At 55.9% G+C, this 16,020-nt stretch carries 14 protein-coding genes; 7 read left to right on the top strand and 7 right to left on the bottom strand.

The features are described 5' to 3' along the window. From rbsK to EM595_RS00045, 6 genes are all read right to left on the bottom strand, one after another. Nucleotides 1–930: a ribokinase gene (gene rbsK / locus EM595_RS00070; protein ID WP_067426507.1), complete on the bottom strand. Its 930-nt coding sequence runs from the start codon at nucleotides 928–930 to the stop codon at nucleotides 1–3. Between the two features lie 65 nt (nucleotides 931–995). Beyond that, entirely contained in the window at nucleotides 996–1,871 is an 876-nt protein-coding gene (rbsB, locus tag EM595_RS00065; protein WP_067426504.1) for a ribose ABC transporter substrate-binding protein RbsB, read from the bottom strand. 29 nt (nucleotides 1,872–1,900) lie between these two features. Next, complete coding sequence (gene rbsC / locus EM595_RS00060) at nucleotides 1,901–2,872, bottom strand: ribose ABC transporter permease (RefSeq protein WP_067426501.1); 972 nt, start codon at nucleotides 2,870–2,872, stop codon at nucleotides 1,901–1,903. Continuing rightward, nucleotides 2,869–4,377 (bottom strand): ribose ABC transporter ATP-binding protein RbsA, encoded by a 1,509-nt coding sequence (rbsA, locus tag EM595_RS00055; protein ID WP_067435013.1) that lies wholly within the window; start codon nucleotides 4,375–4,377, stop codon nucleotides 2,869–2,871. Before rbsA ends, rbsC begins: the two co-directional genes overlap by 4 nt. Before the next feature lie 7 nt (nucleotides 4,378–4,384). Continuing rightward, a complete protein-coding gene (gene rbsD, locus EM595_RS00050; RefSeq protein ID WP_067426498.1) occupies nucleotides 4,385–4,804 on the bottom strand; it encodes a D-ribose pyranase in 420 nt (139 codons plus the stop codon). A 171-nt stretch (nucleotides 4,805–4,975) separates the two neighbouring features. Beyond that, nucleotides 4,976–5,371, bottom strand: coding sequence for a YgiW/YdeI family stress tolerance OB fold protein (locus tag EM595_RS00045; protein ID WP_067426495.1), 396 nt, complete (start codon nucleotides 5,369–5,371; stop codon nucleotides 4,976–4,978). Between the two features lie 192 nt (nucleotides 5,372–5,563). On the opposite strand from EM595_RS00045, the gene qseB reads away from it, so the two are divergent. After that, nucleotides 5,564–6,226 (top strand): quorum sensing response regulator transcription factor QseB, encoded by a 663-nt coding sequence (qseB, locus tag EM595_RS00040; protein WP_067426492.1) that lies wholly within the window; start codon nucleotides 5,564–5,566, stop codon nucleotides 6,224–6,226. Next, nucleotides 6,223–7,560: a quorum sensing histidine kinase QseC gene (gene qseC, locus EM595_RS00035; protein ID WP_272868033.1), complete on the top strand. Its 1,338-nt coding sequence runs from the start codon at nucleotides 6,223–6,225 to the stop codon at nucleotides 7,558–7,560. The genes qseB and qseC overlap by 4 nt, the downstream gene beginning before the upstream one ends. Nucleotides 7,561–7,591: 31 nt before the next feature. On the opposite strand, the gene kup is transcribed toward qseC, so the two are convergent. Further along, a complete protein-coding gene (gene kup / locus EM595_RS00030) occupies nucleotides 7,592–9,460 on the bottom strand; it encodes a low affinity potassium transporter Kup (RefSeq protein WP_067426488.1) in 1,869 nt (622 codons plus the stop codon). 209 nt (nucleotides 9,461–9,669) lie between these two features. On the opposite strand from kup, the gene ravA reads away from it, so the two are divergent. From ravA to mioC, 5 genes are all read left to right on the top strand, one after another. Then, nucleotides 9,670–11,166: an ATPase RavA gene (gene ravA / locus EM595_RS00025; RefSeq protein WP_067435009.1), complete on the top strand. Its 1,497-nt coding sequence runs from the start codon at nucleotides 9,670–9,672 to the stop codon at nucleotides 11,164–11,166. Further along, on the top strand, nucleotides 11,163–12,623 hold the full coding sequence (gene viaA, locus EM595_RS00020; protein ID WP_067426485.1) for an ATPase RavA stimulator ViaA: 1,461 nt from the start codon (nucleotides 11,163–11,165) through the stop codon (nucleotides 12,621–12,623). The genes ravA and viaA overlap by 4 nt, the downstream gene beginning before the upstream one ends. Before the next feature lie 73 nt (nucleotides 12,624–12,696). Continuing rightward, nucleotides 12,697–14,841 (top strand): 5-histidylcysteine sulfoxide synthase, encoded by a 2,145-nt coding sequence (ovoA, locus tag EM595_RS00015; protein ID WP_067426482.1) that lies wholly within the window; start codon nucleotides 12,697–12,699, stop codon nucleotides 14,839–14,841. A gap of 98 nt (nucleotides 14,842–14,939) precedes the next feature. Then, the gene (gene asnC, locus EM595_RS00010) at nucleotides 14,940–15,401 is read left to right on the top strand and encodes a transcriptional regulator AsnC (RefSeq protein WP_067426480.1); all 462 of its coding nucleotides are present in this window, start codon (nucleotides 14,940–14,942) and stop codon (nucleotides 15,399–15,401) included. Nucleotides 15,402–15,547: 146 nt separating this feature from the next. Further along, on the top strand, nucleotides 15,548–15,988 hold the full coding sequence (mioC, locus tag EM595_RS00005) for an FMN-binding protein MioC (RefSeq protein ID WP_067426475.1): 441 nt from the start codon (nucleotides 15,548–15,550) through the stop codon (nucleotides 15,986–15,988). The last annotated feature ends 32 nt before the right edge of the window (nucleotides 15,989–16,020 follow it).

Raw genomic sequence — 16,020 nt, 5'->3', positions numbered from 1 at the left:
TTAAACCCGCTCGGCCAGGAAATGATCGATCTCTTCCCGCCACGGCACCGACGGTTGCGCGCCAGCACGGGTCACGGCGATGGCCGCTGCGGCGTGAGCAAAACGCACCGCCTGTGTCATCGGCTGGCCTTCAAGCAGGGCGGTAATAAGCGCGCCGTTAAAGGTATCGCCCGCGGCGATAGTATCGACGGCGGTCACCCTGAAGCCCGCAATGCGCTGCCCTTGTCCCTGCTCACTGAGCCAGACGCCACGGCTGCCCAGCGTAATCAATACGGTCGCAATACCTTTATTATGTAGCCAGCTAGCGGCGCGAGCAGCGTCATCATCGTTTTTAACCGGAATGCCGGTCAGAATTTCCGCTTCGGTTTCATTAGGCGTAATGATATCGATCAGTGACAACAGTTCGTCGCTGAGCGCGGCGGCGGGCGCCGGATTCAGAATAACGTGCGTATCATGCTGACGAGCGATCTGCGCAGCGGCCAGCACGCTCTCCAGCGGAGACTCCAGCTGCATCAACAGCGCCGAGGCTTCGCCGATCACCTGTTGGTGTTGCTCCACGCGCTGCGGGGTCAGCGCCGCATTAGCGCCGGCATAAATGCCGATAACATTTTCACCCTCGCCATTGACGAAAATCATCGCCACGCCGGTTGCCATCGCAGGCACCACCGCCACCGGGGCCACATCAATGCGATCGACCGCAAGCTGCTGACGCACCCGCTCGCCGGTATCATCTTCGCCAACACAGGCGATAAACGCGATATCCGCACCTGCCCGACCTGCGGCCACCGCCTGATTCGCCCCTTTACCGCCAAAAGCGATCTGATACTGCTTACCGATCACCGTTTCACCCGGACGCGGAAAGTGCGCCAGATTGAGAATATGATCTGCATTGATGCTGCCGAGCACGGCCAGTTTACCGGTTTTAATCATGGGAGGGTTTTCCAAAAAAGTGCGCCACCATTAACTGGTGGCGCGGTGCCATACTTTTCTTTGTTTTATTTGGTGTCCAGCTTCAGGTCGACCGGAATGATCGCCTGCACTTTTTCACCTTTAAGCACTTTATCAGCGGTCTGCACGCCGATCATGCCAATTTTTTCCGGCATCTGCGCAACGGTTGCTGCCAGCTTGCCTGCTTCAACCGCTTTCACGCCATCGGCGGTGCCGTCAAAACCGACCACCACGACATCAGATTTACCGGCGGTTTGCAATGCACGCAGCGCGCCCAGCGCCATTTCATCATTCTGCGCAAATACCGCCTGCACATCAGGATGCGCCTGCAGCAGGTTCTGCATGACGTTCAGGCCTTTGGTGCGATCGAAGTCAGCAGGCTGGCTGGCAAGGATCTGGAATTTGTGCGCATCGGCTGCTTGTTTGAAGCCTTCGCCACGCTCACGGGCTGCTGATGTACCGGCGATGCCCTGCAGCTCAATGATTTTGGCGTTTTCGCCAATTTTTTTGGCAATAAAGTCGCCAGCCATTTTGCCACCGAAACGGTTATCGGAAGCTACGTGGCTAACCACTTCGCCTTTTGCCGCTACGCGGTCGAGGGTGATAACCGGGATTTTAGCCTGATTAGCCATCTTCACGGCGTTGCCAACGGCATCGGAGTCGGTCGGGTTGATCAGCACCAGCTTAGCGCCGCGCACGGTAAGGTCCTGCACGTTGGCCAGCTCTTTAGCCGGGTTATTCTGTGAATCGAGCACCACCAGGTTATAACCCAGCTTGTCCGCTTCTTTCTGTGCGCCATCTTTCAGTGAGACAAAGAACGGGTTGTTCAGCGTGGAAACCACCAGCGCGATGGTATCTTTTGCCATCGCACCCGCGCTCAGGGTTGCGCCAAGAATTACTGCCAGAGCCGTCAGCTTTTTCATGTTCTGTCCTGTGTAGATAAGGTAAGAGGTTATTTACTGCTTTTATTATCCACCAGCACCGCCAGCAGAATTACGGCTGCTTTGACGATCATCTGGTAGTAGGAAGAGACGCCTATCAGATTCAGACCATTGTTCAGGAAGCCCAGAATCAGTGCGCCAATCAACGTGCCCATGATGCGACCTTTACCACCCGCGAGGCTGGTTCCGCCCAGTACCACGGCAGCAATTGCATCCAGCTCGTAACCCGTTCCCGCGGTCGGCTGCGCAGAAGAGAGACGCGCCACTTCAATGGTGCCTGCCAGCGCCGCCAGCATGCCCGACAGCGAATAGACGATAATTTTGATACGGCTGACATTAATCCCGGAAAGGCGGGTTGCCGCCTCGTTGCCGCCTAAAGCATAGATGTAACGGCCAAGGCGCGTATGGTGCAACATGTACCAGGCCAGCAAAAACACGATCGCCATCAACCATACTGGTGTAGGAATACCCAGTGGACGACCGATACCAAACCAGCCAAACAGATCGGCATTGTCGTTGAAGCCGGTATTGACCGGGCTACCGTCGGTGTAAACCATGGTCACACCGCGCAGCAACAGCATCATCACCAGCGTAGCGATAAAAGCCTGCACTTTGCCTTTGGCGACAATGGTGCCGGTCAGCGCCCCGATGGCCGCGCCAAGCGCCAGAGAAGCCACCACGGCCACCAGCGCATTCACTTCAAGACCCACAATCGACGCCGCAACCGCACCGGTCAGCGCCAGCAGCGACCCTACTGAAAGATCGATGCCGGATGTCAGGATCACCAGCGTCATGCCGACCGCCATAATGGCGTTTACCGACGTCTGCTGCAGAATGTTGAACAGGTTTGGCAGAGTAAAAAAATTCGGGCTCTGACTGGCGACCACGGCAATAAGAATCAGCAGCGCAATCAGCGATTTCTGCTCCAGCAGCCAGGCTTTGCTGAACCAGCGACGGCTGGCCGGTAAGGTTTGAGTACTCATAAATGCGCCAACTCCTCGCTGGATTGCTTACCGACCGCCGCCGCCATCAAGGCTTCCTGCGTGGCCTGCTCAATTGTGAATTCACCGCTCAGATGACCTTCGTGCATCACCAGAATACGATCGCTCATGCCGAGCACTTCCGGCATTTCGGATGAGACCAGAATGATGCTCAGTCCTTCCTGCTTGAACTGGTTAATCAGCTGATAGATCTCTTTTTTCGCGCCAACATCGACGCCACGCGTCGGTTCATCAAGAATCAGCACTTTTGGCCGGGTCATTAAGCCACGGGCAATGGCAACTTTCTGCTGATTACCGCCGGATAACAGACCAATGGGCTGATCCATTGACGGCGTTTTAACGTTGAACAAACGAATAAAATCGCCCACTGCCAACTGTTCAGCCGCGTGCTTTAATCCGCGTCCATGGCTGAAATAGCGCAGCGCGGTGAGGGACATGTTCTCTTTGACTGACATACCGAGCACCAGCCCGTCGCGTTTACGATCTTCAGAGATGTAAACGATGCCGTTTGCCAGGCCATCCTGCGGCGCGCGCACCTGCACAACGCGGCCGTCGAGCGTGACTTCGCCCTGCGTGCGTGGCAAGGCGCCGTACAGCACTTTCATCAGTTCGGTTCGGCCAGCGCCCATCAGTCCGGCAACGCCGAGGATTTCCCCTTTGCGTAGCTCGAAGCTGACGTTCTCCACGCCAGAACCGCTGAGGTTTTTAACCCGCAGACGGACGTCGCCCGGTGCCTGGTTAAGCCGTGGATACTGATCTTCCAGCTTACGGCCCACCATCATTTCAATTAGCGACGCTTCCGTCATGTCGCTCACTGCGCGCTCAGCAATAAACTGACCGTCGCGGAACACGGTAACGTCATCGCAAATTTCAAAAATTTCTTTCATGCGATGCGAGATATAAACGATGCCGCAGCCCTGCGCTTTCAGTTCATTGATGACGCGAAACAGGGAAACCGTTTCGGTATCGGTCAGCGCATCGGTCGGCTCATCCATGATGATCACTTTCGACTCGAAGCTGAGCACCTTGGCAATCTCAACCATTTGCTGATCGCCAATCGACAAATCGCCCACCAGCCGGTGGCTGTTGAAACGCAGGTTCAGGCGTTGCAGCAGCTTATCCGCCTCGGCGTACATTTTTTTCCAGTCGATGCGACCAAAATGCCCGGTGAATTCGCGGCCAAGAAAAATATTCTCGGCGATGGTCAGTTGAGGAATCAGGTTCAGTTCCTGATGAATAATGCCGATACCTGCTTCCTGAGACGCTTTTGGCCCGCTGAAGCTTACTTCATCACCCAACCACTTCAGCGATCCGGCATCACGGCTATAAATGCCGGTCAGCACCTTCATCATGGTGGATTTGCCGGCGCCGTTTTCGCCCACCAGCGCCATCACCCGGCCGCCATAGACGGAAAGCGAGGCGCCGTTAAGCGCCTTCACGCCAGGAAAGGCTTTTTCGATGCCGGTCAGTTGCAGTAAAGGTTGCATAGCTGCCTCAAAAGGTGACGCCAGCGCCGAGAATGACATTGGCATAAGGAGAACATTCTCCGCTGCGAATGACCGCCTGGCTCTGTCGGGTGCGTTGCTTAAACGCATCATGCGGAATGTATTCAATGGCGATGATATTGCCCTGGCGCTGTTGCAGTTTTTCCAGCTGCGCCAGCATAGCCTGATGAAGCGCTGCGTTATGCTGTTTCACCTCTTCGGCCAGCACCGCGTGCTCAACCTGCATCTCTTCGCTGACCGTTTCCAGCACCTGCATAAACGACGGAATACCGTGCGTCAGGGCTAAGTCGATGCGTAGCGGCCCCTGTGGAATGGGCAAGCCGGCATCGCCGATGGTCACCGTATCGGTATGACCGAGCTGTGCGATAACTGCTGACACCACAGAGTTAAGTAACGGGCCTTTTTTCATGTTTCACTCCCAAGCGAAACGTTTCGCTGGCGGCAGTGTGGAAAAAATGCGACGGGAAGACAACGAGGAGATGATGGAAATGTGATCGCTATCGAAACGTTTCGCTCACGGCGGAGGAAATTTGTTTTAGGGGTTAAAACGGGCTGCCTGGCAGCAGCCCGCTGGGAAGGATTACTGGATTTTACGGACCTGTTTAACGTCCATCTCAACGTTGTTGAAATCTTTATCCAGCTCGCCCTGAATCTCGACTTTGTCGCCGGGCGCCACGTTCTGGCCGTTCCAGTGCTTGTTGTCGATCTCGACTTTCAGTGAACCGGTGGCATCGCGGAAGGTGTAATCATCCTCACCGACGCGCTCAACGATGTTACCGCGCAGGATAACCCAGCTGTCATCCTTCATGTCCTGTGCCTGTTTTACCGTCACTACGCTACCGCTTGGGCCACTAAAACCGCCTTTTTGCGCGCTGGCGGCTGGCTGGCTTGGGTCAACAAAACCGCCCTGTTGTGCGGCTAATACTGGCGTCGAAGCCAGAGCAACAATAGCGAGAAGGGCTGCATGCTTTTTCATTGTGTCACCTCTTGTCCGTGAATGTGTTTGCGTTACAGAGCTAAGTAAAGCATGCAGTTCTTAACAGCTTCTTAAGGATTAAAGTCGCGGTAAATTTTTTTGTGAAAACGCGAAAAATGCCGTTTTTTAGCGCAACTGCCTGTACAAGCGCGGACGCGCTTGCGTATAACTCGCTCCATGCAGGAGGAAAGCATGCGCATATTATTAATTGAAGATGATCCGCTGATTGGCGACGGATTACGGGCAGGGCTGGCAAAGCTGGGTTTCAGCATCGACTGGTTTACCGGCGGCAAAGCGGGTCAGCAGGCGTTGGCGGCGGCACCCTATGATGCAGTGATTTTGGATCTCAGCCTGCCGGAAACCGACGGTCTGGATATTTTGCGCCACTGGCGCCAGCAGGGCGCTGACGTACCGGTGCTGATTCTCACCGCGCGCGATGCGCTGGAAGATCGGGTTACTGGCCTGCAGCGCGGTGCCGATGACTATCTCTGTAAGCCTTTTGCGCTGGCGGAAGTGGCTGCGCGTTTGCAGGCGCTGATTCGCCGCCGTCATGGTCAGCTGCAACCCACGCTTACACACGGCGCAGTGACGCTCGAACCCGGCACCCATACCGCCACGCTGAACGGCGAGCCGTTGACACTGAAAAGTCGGGAACTCGCCCTCCTGGAGCTGTTTCTGCTGAATGCGGGACGGGTGTTAACGCGGGCGCAGCTGGAGGAGAAGCTCTACAGCTGGGAGCAGGATCTCTCCAGCAATGCCGTTGAAGTGCACATCCATCATCTGCGGAAAAAGATTGGCAGCACCTTTATCCGCACCGTACATGGCGTCGGCTACACGCTGGGAGAAGCGCCGTGAGTTTACGCACGCGCTTAATGGCCGGCTTTATTCTGCTTACGCTACTGGGCTGGGGTGCCGCCAGCCTGCTCGCCTGGCAACAGACGCGTCATACCATCAATGAACTGTTTGATACGCAACAGATGCTGTTCGCCAAACGGCTGATCGCCCTTAATCCCGATAGTCTCGATCCGCAAACCACGCGACTGCCAAAAACCAAAACGCTGCTGCACGATCATCGCGGCGCACAGGAAGACGATGCGCTGGCTTTTGCCATCTTCAGCCGCGACGGCAGGATGGTGCTCAATGACGGTGAGAATGGCAAAGATATCATTTTCAATTATTCACGCGATGGCTTTACCGACGGCAAACTGCGCGGCGATGACGATCGCTGGCGGCTGCTGTGGCTGACATCGCCCGATAAACGCACGGTCGTCGCCGTGGGCCAGGAGTGGGAATATCGCCAGGACATGAGCCGCGATCTGGTTCAGAGCAATATTACGCCGTGGCTGGTGGTGTTGCCGGTGTTAATTGCGTTGTTGCTGTGGCTGATTACCCGCGAACTGGCACCGCTGAAGCGCATTACCGCTCAGCTGGTACAGCGCGCACCGGATGACAGTACGCCGCTGGCAACACCAGAGCTGCCAGCCGAAGTCAGGCCGATGGTCAACGCACTCAATCAGCTGTTTGCCCGTATCAATGCGCTGTTAACCCGCGAACGCCGTTTTACCGCCGATGCAGCCCACGAACTACGCAGCCCGCTGGCCGCGCTGAAAGTGCAGACGGAAGTGGTTCAGCTGGCGCATGACGATCCGGCGATGCGTGAACATGCCCTGCATAACCTGACCAGCGGTATCGATCGCGCCACCCGGCTGGTGGATCAGCTGCTCACACTTTCCCGTCTGGACGACGAGAGCGGCCTGCCAGAATGCGAAGCGATCGATTTGCGCCTGCTGTTGCAACAGGCGGTGATGGATCACGATGCGAAGGCTTACCAGGCGGGCATGGCGCTTGCTGTTGAAGCTCCGGTGGCGGTAACGATGTCAGGACAGCCGTTGTTGCTGGCATTACTGCTGCGCAATCTCATCGATAATGCCATTCGTTACGCACACCCCGCCGATCGTATTACGCTTACTTTGGGCAGTCGGCATCTTCAGGTGGCGGATAATGGACCGGGCGTGGATGCGGAGGCACTGACGCGTCTGGGCGAGCGGTTTTACCGTCCACCGGGTCAGGTTAAATCAGGCAGTGGGCTGGGGTTATCGATCGTTCATCATATTGCACAGCTCCACGGCATGCGGATGCAGTGTGCCAATGCGGCCAGCGGCGGTTTTGTGGTCACGCTGAGCTGGTAATAAAAAGGGCGACATTGCGTCGCCCTTGTTTTTAAATCTCTACCTGCGTGCCCAGCTCAATCACGCGATTTGGCGGGATCTCAAACTGATCCGGCGCGCGCAGGGCATTGCGCTGCAGCGCCATGAAAAGCTTGCCGCGCAGCCGTAAATACCACGGCCGTTTGCCGATGATCAGCGATTCGTGCGACATAAAGAACGACGTTTCCATCATCCGGCAGTTCAATCCTTCCAGCCCGCAGCGATGAAAAATCTCTTCCATATTGGGCGTTTCGCGCCAGCCATAACTTGCCACCACCCGCCAGAACGTTGGGGAGAGCTGCTCAATCGCTACGCGACGTAAATTATGCACGTAAGGCGCATCTTCCGTGCGCAGGGTCAACAGCACCACGCGCTCGTGCAGCACCTTGTTATGTTTGAGGTTGTGCAGCATGGCAAACGGGATAACGTTTAGCGCACGCGACATATACACCGCGGTGCCGGGCACGCGTACCGGCGGCGATTTCTCCAGTGAGGTGATCATCGCATCCAGCGAGTTGCCGTGTTCATGCATACGGCGCAGCAGGCGGAAACGCTCGCTTTTCCAGGTGGTCATAATGATAAACATCACCAGTCCCAGACAGAGCGGCAGCCAGCCACCGGAGAAAATCTTCACCAGGTTAGCGGAGAACAGCGGCACATCGATACAGAGCAGCACCACCAGAATCAGCCCCACGGCCGCCCGATTCCAGTGCCAGTTTTTCACCGCCACCGTGCAGGAGAGCATGGTGGTCAGCACCATGGTACCGGTCACGGCAATACCGTAAGCGGCAGCCAGGTTGCTGGAGTGCTCGAAACTGATAATGACGATAAGCACGGCAAAATAGAGCACCCAATTGATGATCGGGATGTAAATCTGTCCGGCCTCTTTTTCCGACGTGTAAATAATGCGCATCGGCGGCAGATAGCCGAGACGCACCGCCTGGCGGGTCAGGGAAAACACACCTGAAATCACCGCCTGCGAGGCGATTACCGTGGCCAGCGTGGCAAGAATCAGCATCGGAATCAACGCCCAGTCAGGCGCCAACAGAAAGAAGGGGTTTTTGATCGCTTCAGGATGGGTAAGCAGCAGCGCGCCCTGACCAAAGTAATTCAGTATCAGCGAAGGCAGTACCACGCTAAACCAGGCGACGCGGATGGGCAATTTGCCGAAGTGGCCCATATCGGCATAAAGCGCCTCAACACCGGTAATCGACAGCACCACCGCGCCCAGCGCAAAGAAGGAGACGGTCTTATATTCGACAAAGAAATGGAACGCCCACCACGGATTGAGCGCCTGCAGCACCGTTGGGTTATCCATAATGCCGCGAATACCCAACACCGCCAGCACCAGAAACCAGATCAACATTACCGGGGCAAACAGCTTGCCCACCAGCCCGGTGCCCTGCTTCTGAATCATAAACAGAAAGGTCAGTACGGCTACCGAGAGCGGTACAATCCAGGCATCCAGCGAAGGCGCAGCAATTTCCAGCCCTTCCATGGCGGACATCACCGAAATTGCCGGGGTGATCACCACTTCACCATAGAAGAAGCTGCCGCCGATCAGTCCCATAATCACCAGCAGCGCGGTGGTACGAGCACCGGTGTGGCGTCCCGCCAGCGACATCAGCGTCAAAATACCGCCTTCACCGGCGTTATCGGCACGCATCACATAACTGATGTATTTCAGCGACACCACGATGATCAACAGCCAGCTAATCAGCGACAGAAAGCCCAGAATGGCATCGTGCTCAACCCCGAAACCAAACTGGCCGGAGAGACATTCACGTAAGGTGTAAAGCGGGCTGGTGCCAATGTCACCATATACCACGCCGATGGCAGCCAGAGTGACGGCTGCAAGGGGCTGTTTTTTATCCGAGCTCATAGGATTTGTCTTGTGTTGGGCGGCGCCAAAAAGAGCACAGTATGCACGATTTACATGAAAAGCCTATCTCTGCAACGAGGCTGCATCGCGTCGGCTCACCCTTTCAGGATAAAAAAGCTGACTGCAATCAACTCTTTCAAGCATGATAGCCGATAGTGTGTGCGCTAGCGAAAAGCAGCTTAAATCGGTTTACAGGATGATTTGTGATTATGGCCCAACCTCATTTACTGGCTGAACGAATTTCGCGCCTCAGCAATGCGTTAGAGAAAGGATTGTATGAGCGTCATCATGCGATACGTCTCTGCCTGCTGGCCGCCCTGAGTGGCGAAAGCGTCTTTCTGCTTGGCCCGCCAGGCATTGCCAAAAGCCTCATCGCGCGCCGCCTAAAATATGCCTTTCAGCATGCGCGGGCGTTTGAATATTTAATGACGCGCTTTTCCACGCCAGAAGAGGTGTTTGGTCCACTGTCGATTCAGGCGTTAAAAGACGAAGGGCGTTATCAGCGGCTGACCAAAGGCTATTTGCCCGACGCAGAGATCGTCTTTTTGGATGAGATTTGGAAAGCCGGGCCAGCGATTCTTAACACCTTGCTGACCGCCATTAACGAACGCCGCTTTCGCAACGGCGACTGCGAAGAGCGCATCCCAATGCGCCTGCTGGTTACCGCATCAAACGAGCTGCCCGAGGCAGACAGCGGCCTGGAAGCGCTTTACGATCGCATGCTGATTCGGCTCTGGCTCGATAACGTGCACGAAAAGCAGAATTTCCGCAGTATGTTGACGCATCAGCAGGATGAAAACAGCAATCCGGTGGCCGATTCGCTCTGCATCAGCGATGAGGAATACCATGAATGGCAGCTGGGCATTGCCAAAGTGGCGCTGCCTGATAACGTTTTCGAGTTGATTTATCAGCTACGCCAGCAGCTCGAAAAGCAGCCCGACGCTCCCTACATTTCTGACCGCCGCTGGAAAAAAGCGATCCATCTGCTGCAGGCCTGTGCATTTTATAGCGGACGTCAGGCGATTGCGCCGGTCGATCTGATCCTGTTGAAAGATTGCCTGTGGCACGATCTCGCCTCGATGAAAATGCTGGATCGCGAAATCGATGCGTTGATCTGCCAGCAGGCGTGGCAGCAGCAGGCGATGCTGCTGAAAATTCAGCAGATCACCGCGCGTCGGCTGAGCCTGCAGCAGCAAAAGAACAGCGAACTGGCGATTCGCCTGGAAAAACATGGCGGCATGTTCAGCCGTAAACCGCATTACGACCTGCCTGCCGCCCTGGCTGGCGAACAGATTACGCTGATGCTGCAACAGCCGTTGACGCTACATGATATGCAGGTGAGCCATATTCAGCTCAGTCAGGACGCGCTGACGCACTGGCTGCAAAAGCACGGCGACATTCGCGGCAAGCTTAACGGCATCGGTTTTGCGCAGGTGCTGGATATGCAGGTCGATAGCCAGGATTATCTGGTTATTCGGGATCTCAGCCTGCAGGCTTCACGGCTGACGCTCCCCGGCGCGGCCGATAATCGCGATCTGCCGGAAGAGATCGTCACGGCGCTGGAAGAGCTGGAAAGTCAGCTACGTATGCAGCGCGCGCAGTTCAGTCAGCATCAGCGTTGTTTGTTTATCAGTGATGACTGGCTGGCACGCATTGAAAACAGCTTGCAGGACGTGGCAGAACAGCTGAAAAAGGCGCGCCAGTGATCTCGCTCGATACGCTCAGCGCGCTGTTGGCAATTGGTGAAGGCGAGCTTATCGAAGAGTTGATTATTGCGTTATTGGCCTCGCCGCAGCTGGCGCTGTTTTTTGAAAAGTTTCCCCGCATGAAGCAGGCCATGCTGCGCGATGTGCCACGTTGGAAAAGCGAAATTCTTGAGCATCTGAAAAGCACGCCGGTGCCGCCTACGCTGGAGCAGGAGTTCAGCCTGTTCCAGCATGCTCAGCTGCTGAGTAGCGAGCAGTTCTGCCAGCAGTTGCCCATGCTGTTGAAGCAGCTGGCAGCGTTGCCGTCGCCTTTTTATGATCAGGCCTCACAGCTGATTGGCCATAGCGATGCACTGCTGCTGAGTCATGCACAACACACCTTATTTCTGCAGCGCTGGCGACTGAGCCTGACGTTGCAGACGCTGACGCTGAATCAGCAGCTGTTGGAAGCAGAGCGTGAAAAGCTGCTGGCGGAACTGCAGCAGCGGCTGGCCATGAGCGGCCAATTGTCACCCGTGCTGGCGGACGATGACGAAGCCGCTGCGGGCCGGCTGTGGGATATGAGCAGCTCAACCTTACAACGCGGCGATTATCAGCTCATCGTGCAATATGGCGATTTCCTGGCGCAACAGCCGGAGCTGATGAAGCTGGCGCAGCAGCTGGGTCGCAGCCGTGAAGCCAAATCCGTGCCGACGCCGGATGCGCCGCTGGAAGAGCATCATGCTTGGGTGCGCGAGCCGGAATCGGTGCCAGAAGAGGTCAACGGCATCCATCAAAGCGCTGATGTTATGCGGCTGTTGCCGCCTGAACTGGCCACGCTGGGCATCAGCGATCTTGAGCTGGAGTTTTATCGGCGGCTGGTGGAGAAACGCCTGCTCACCTATCGCTTGCAAGGTGATGCCTGGCACGATCATGTTTCCCTGCGCCCAGTTAGCCACCAGCAGCACGAAGAGCAGCCGCGCGGGCCTTTTATCGTTTGTGTCGATACTTCAGGCTCCATGGGCGGCTTTAACGAACGCTGTGCCAAAGCCTTTTGTCTGGCGCTGCTCAAGGTGGCGCTGGCCGACAAACGACGCTGCTACATTATGCTGTTCGCGCAGGATGTGATTGGCTACGAGCTGACCGGCGACAACGGCATGGAACAGGCGATCCGTTTTCTCAGTCAGCGCTTTCGCGGCGGCACTAACCTGGCGGCCTGCCTGGAAGCCATTCTCCGCCGGCTGGCCGAACCTGCCTGGCACGATGCCGATGCGGTCATTCTGTCTGATTTTATTGCGCAGCGCCTGCCGGACAGCGTCATCGCCGCGGTTAAATCCAGTCAGCAACAGCAGCAGCAGCGCTTTCATGCGGTGGCGATGTCAGCCCATGGCAAGCCGGGCATTATGCGTATTTTCGATCATATCTGGCGCTTTGATACCGGTCTGAAGAGCCGCCTGCTCCGCCGCTGGAAACGTTGAGTCATACGCACTTAACGCTTCTTTGCTACAGTCTTACGTTACGCTTGTAGCCATTTGGCACCAGGAGCATAACGTGACGTCACTACAGCACCATTCTGATAACGCTTTACCTGCACCCACCCGCACGCTTTTATTGAGCGGCACTGACCCGGAACAAAAACGCCAACAGTTGCTCGATTACTTCACGCAAACATGGACGCTGTACGAGAGCCTGTTTGATTGCCTGGCGGACGAACAAGCCTATTTCAACAAGGCGATTTCGCTGCGCCATCCGCTAATCTTCTATTACGGCCATACCGCTACCTTCTATATCAACAAGCTGATGGCGGGGCGCTATATCGATCAGCGCATTGACGATCGCATCGAAGCCATTATGGCGATCGGCGTGGATGAGATGAGCTGGGATGATTTGAACGACAGCCATTACAGCTGGCCGAGCGTGGCCGAAGTCCGTGACTATCGTAACAAAGTGTTTGCGTTAGTGAGCGAGGTGATTCGTACCCTACCGTTAACGTTGCCAATTGACTGGCAGAGCCCGGCATGGGTGATCCTGATGGGCATTGAGCATGAGCGTATTCACCTGGAGACCTCCAGCGTATTAATACGTCAGTTGCCCATCGACTGGGTAAAACCGCAATCACACTGGCCCGCCTGCCCGCAAGCGCGCCATCAGCGCGAGGCCGTGCCGCACAACAGTTTGGTAGCGCAGGCCGGTGGCCGCGTAAGTCAGGGTAAAACCGATGACACCTACGGCTGGGATAATGAATACGGCACACTGCACAGCGACGTCGCGCCCTTCAGTGCCAGTAAAATGCTGGTCAGCAACGCTGAGTTTTTTGAGTTTGTTACCGCTGGCGGCTATCAAAATGAAACGTGGTGGGATGGCGAAGGCTGGCGCTGGTGTCAGTTCGCTAAAGCCGACAAGCCAACATTTTGGGTCGGTGATATCGCCCATCCTGACGCGCTGCGTTTACGCCTGCTGACCGAAGAGGTCACAATGCCGTGGGACTGGCCTGCCGAGGTAAATCAACTGGAAGCCGCCGCTTTCTGCCGCTGGAAAGCTGAAGTGACCGGTGAGCCGGTGCAGTTGCCGAGCGAAGCAGAATGGACTTTTCTTCGCGACAGCCTCGACAGCGATCAGACCAACTGGTCACGGGCACCAGGCAATATCAATCTGGAATACTGGGCTTCATCCTGTGCGGTTGACCGTTTTCAGCAGGGTGAACTGTACGATGTGATCGGAAATGTCTGGCAGTGGACCACAACGCCCATCAGCGGCTTTGAGGGCTTTCGTGTTCATCCGCTCTATGATGATTTTTCCACGCCGACCTTTGATGGTCAGCACAACATCATCAAAGGCGGCAGCTGGATTTCCACCGGTAATGAAGCCCTGAAATCCGCGCGCTACGCATTCCGCCGCCACTTCTTTCAGCATGCGGGCTTCCGATACGTCGTTTCGCAGCATAAAGAAGCGGCAAAGCTTAATCCGTATGAAACCGACAGCATGGTGTCGCAGTATCTCGATTTTCAGTATGGTCCGGGCTACTTCGGCGTCGACAACTATGCCACCGCGCTGGTAGATATTGCCTTACAACACAGCAAAAAACGCGGCCGCGCCCTCGACATTGGCTGCGCCACCGGTCGGGCCAGTTTTGAGCTTGCTCGCCATTTCGATCGGGTTGTCGGCATGGATTACTCGGCGCGCTTTATTGATGTCGCGTTGCAGCTAACCAGCGGCGATGAGTTTCGTTATGTGGTGCCGGAAGAGGGCGATTTGGTGGAGTACCGTCAGGTCAGCCTGAAAGCACTCGATCTGAATGTGGAGCAAGCGCGGCGCATCAGCTTTTTACAGGGCGACGCCTGTAATCTGAAACCGCAGATGGATCTCTATGATCTGGTGCTGGCGGCTAACCTGATCGATCGCCTGCGCCAGCCCGCGCGCTTTTTGCAGGATGTTACGCCAATGATCGCCTCAGGCGGGCTACTGGTGATCGCCTCGCCTTATACCTGGCTGGAAGACTACACGCCAAAAGAGAACTGGCTGGGCGGTATCCGCGAGAACGGCGAAGCGCTGACCACGCTGCAGGCGCTACAAAGAATGTTGGCTGAAGATTTTGAACAGCTGGCGGCGCCGCGTGATGTGCCATTCGTTATTCGTGAGACCGCGCGTAAGTTCCAGCACAGCGTTGCCCAGGTCACGCTGTGGCGTAAGCGTTAATCCCCATCAGGCAGCGGGAAACCGCTGCCTGACTGTTGCCATCCCCGCTGTTTTCCTGCACATTCTGCCGCATGCCTTTTCCTCTGGAAACCCGCTCTATGACAGACAATATTCAACTCGATAATCTTGATCGCGGCATCCTTAATGCGCTGCTGGAGAACGCCCGCACAGCGTACGCAGAGCTGGCCAAACAGTTTAATGTCAGCCCGGGCACCATTCACGTACGGGTAGAAAAGATGAAGCAGGCGGGTATCATTCTTGGCACGCGCGTTGAGATCGATCCGCGCCGCCTCGGCTTCGACGTCTGCTGCTTCATCGGCATCATCCTGAAAAGCGCCCGAGACTATCCTGCCGCACTGGCGCGCCTGAACGCGCTCGACGAAGTAGTGGAAGCCTGGTACACCACCGGCCACTACAGCATTTTCATTAAGGTCATGTGCCGCTCAATCGACGCACTGCAGCAGGTGCTGATCAATAAGATTCAGACTATCGATGAGATCCAGTCCACTGAAACGCTGATCTCCCTGCAAAACCCCATCATGCGAACCATCAAACCCTGATCAAGTTGTGCACAAAGTTATCCCTGCCCGGATCCGCTCGGCAGCACTGCCAGCAGCGGATCGCCGATCAACCATAACCTTGTTTTCCACAGGTGGATCAGACGTTAATCACAGCGTACAATGCGCCTCTTTAACGGGGGATCTTCATGGCTGACATTACCTTTATTACCGGTAGCACGCTGGGCAGCGCGGAATACGTTGCTGAACATCTGGCTGAAAAGCTTGAGGAAGTGGGCAAGTCCAGCGAACTGTTGCACGGACCGGCGCTGGATGAACTGACGTTATCCGGAATTTGGCTGGTGGTGACGTCGACGCATGGCGCAGGCGACCTGCCGGACAATTTGCAGGTGCTGTTTGATGAGATCACCGAGCGGCAACCCGATCTGTCAGCGGTACGCTATGGTGCAATTGGTATTGGCAACCGTGAATACGATCTTTTTTGCGGCGCGATTAAGCAGTTTGATGCGCTATTGCAAAATCGTGGTGCGCAACGCATCGGCGATCGCCTGGAAATCGATATGCTGGAGCATGAGATTCCTGAAGATCCTGCGGAAGTCTGGCTGGAAAGTTGGATCGAGCAGCTATAAGGAGACGATCCTGCGTCAAAACGATCGTTATT

This window comes from Duffyella gerundensis, assembly GCF_001517405.1.
In the GTDB taxonomy this organism is placed as follows: domain Bacteria; phylum Pseudomonadota; class Gammaproteobacteria; order Enterobacterales; family Enterobacteriaceae; genus Duffyella; species Duffyella gerundensis.
Note: the sequence above shows the minus strand (reverse complement) of the source record. Positions and strands in the feature narration are given on the sequence as shown.

Excerpts from the sequence above, each read along its gene's own strand:
- rbsK (WP_067426507.1), bottom strand. The coding sequence starts at position 930 with ATGATTAAAACCGGTAAACTGGCCGTGCTCGGCAGCATCAATGCAGAT.
- rbsA (WP_067435013.1), bottom strand. The coding sequence starts at position 4,377 with ATGCAACCTTTACTGCAACTGACCGGCATCGAAAAAGCCTTTCCTGGC.
- asnC (WP_067426480.1), top strand. The coding sequence starts at position 14,940 with ATGACAGACAATATTCAACTCGATAATCTTGATCGCGGCATCCTTAAT.
- kup (WP_067426488.1), bottom strand. The coding sequence starts at position 9,460 with ATGAGCTCGGATAAAAAACAGCCCCTTGCAGCCGTCACTCTGGCTGCC.
- mioC (WP_067426475.1), top strand. The coding sequence starts at position 15,548 with ATGGCTGACATTACCTTTATTACCGGTAGCACGCTGGGCAGCGCGGAA.
- qseB (WP_067426492.1), top strand. The coding sequence starts at position 5,564 with ATGCGCATATTATTAATTGAAGATGATCCGCTGATTGGCGACGGATTA.
- rbsD (WP_067426498.1), bottom strand. The coding sequence starts at position 4,804 with ATGAAAAAAGGCCCGTTACTTAACTCTGTGGTGTCAGCAGTTATCGCA.
- rbsB (WP_067426504.1), bottom strand. The coding sequence starts at position 1,871 with ATGAAAAAGCTGACGGCTCTGGCAGTAATTCTTGGCGCAACCCTGAGC.
- rbsC (WP_067426501.1), bottom strand. The coding sequence starts at position 2,872 with ATGAGTACTCAAACCTTACCGGCCAGCCGTCGCTGGTTCAGCAAAGCC.
- ravA (WP_067435009.1), top strand. The coding sequence starts at position 9,670 with ATGGCCCAACCTCATTTACTGGCTGAACGAATTTCGCGCCTCAGCAAT.
- EM595_RS00045 (WP_067426495.1), bottom strand. The coding sequence starts at position 5,371 with ATGAAAAAGCATGCAGCCCTTCTCGCTATTGTTGCTCTGGCTTCGACG.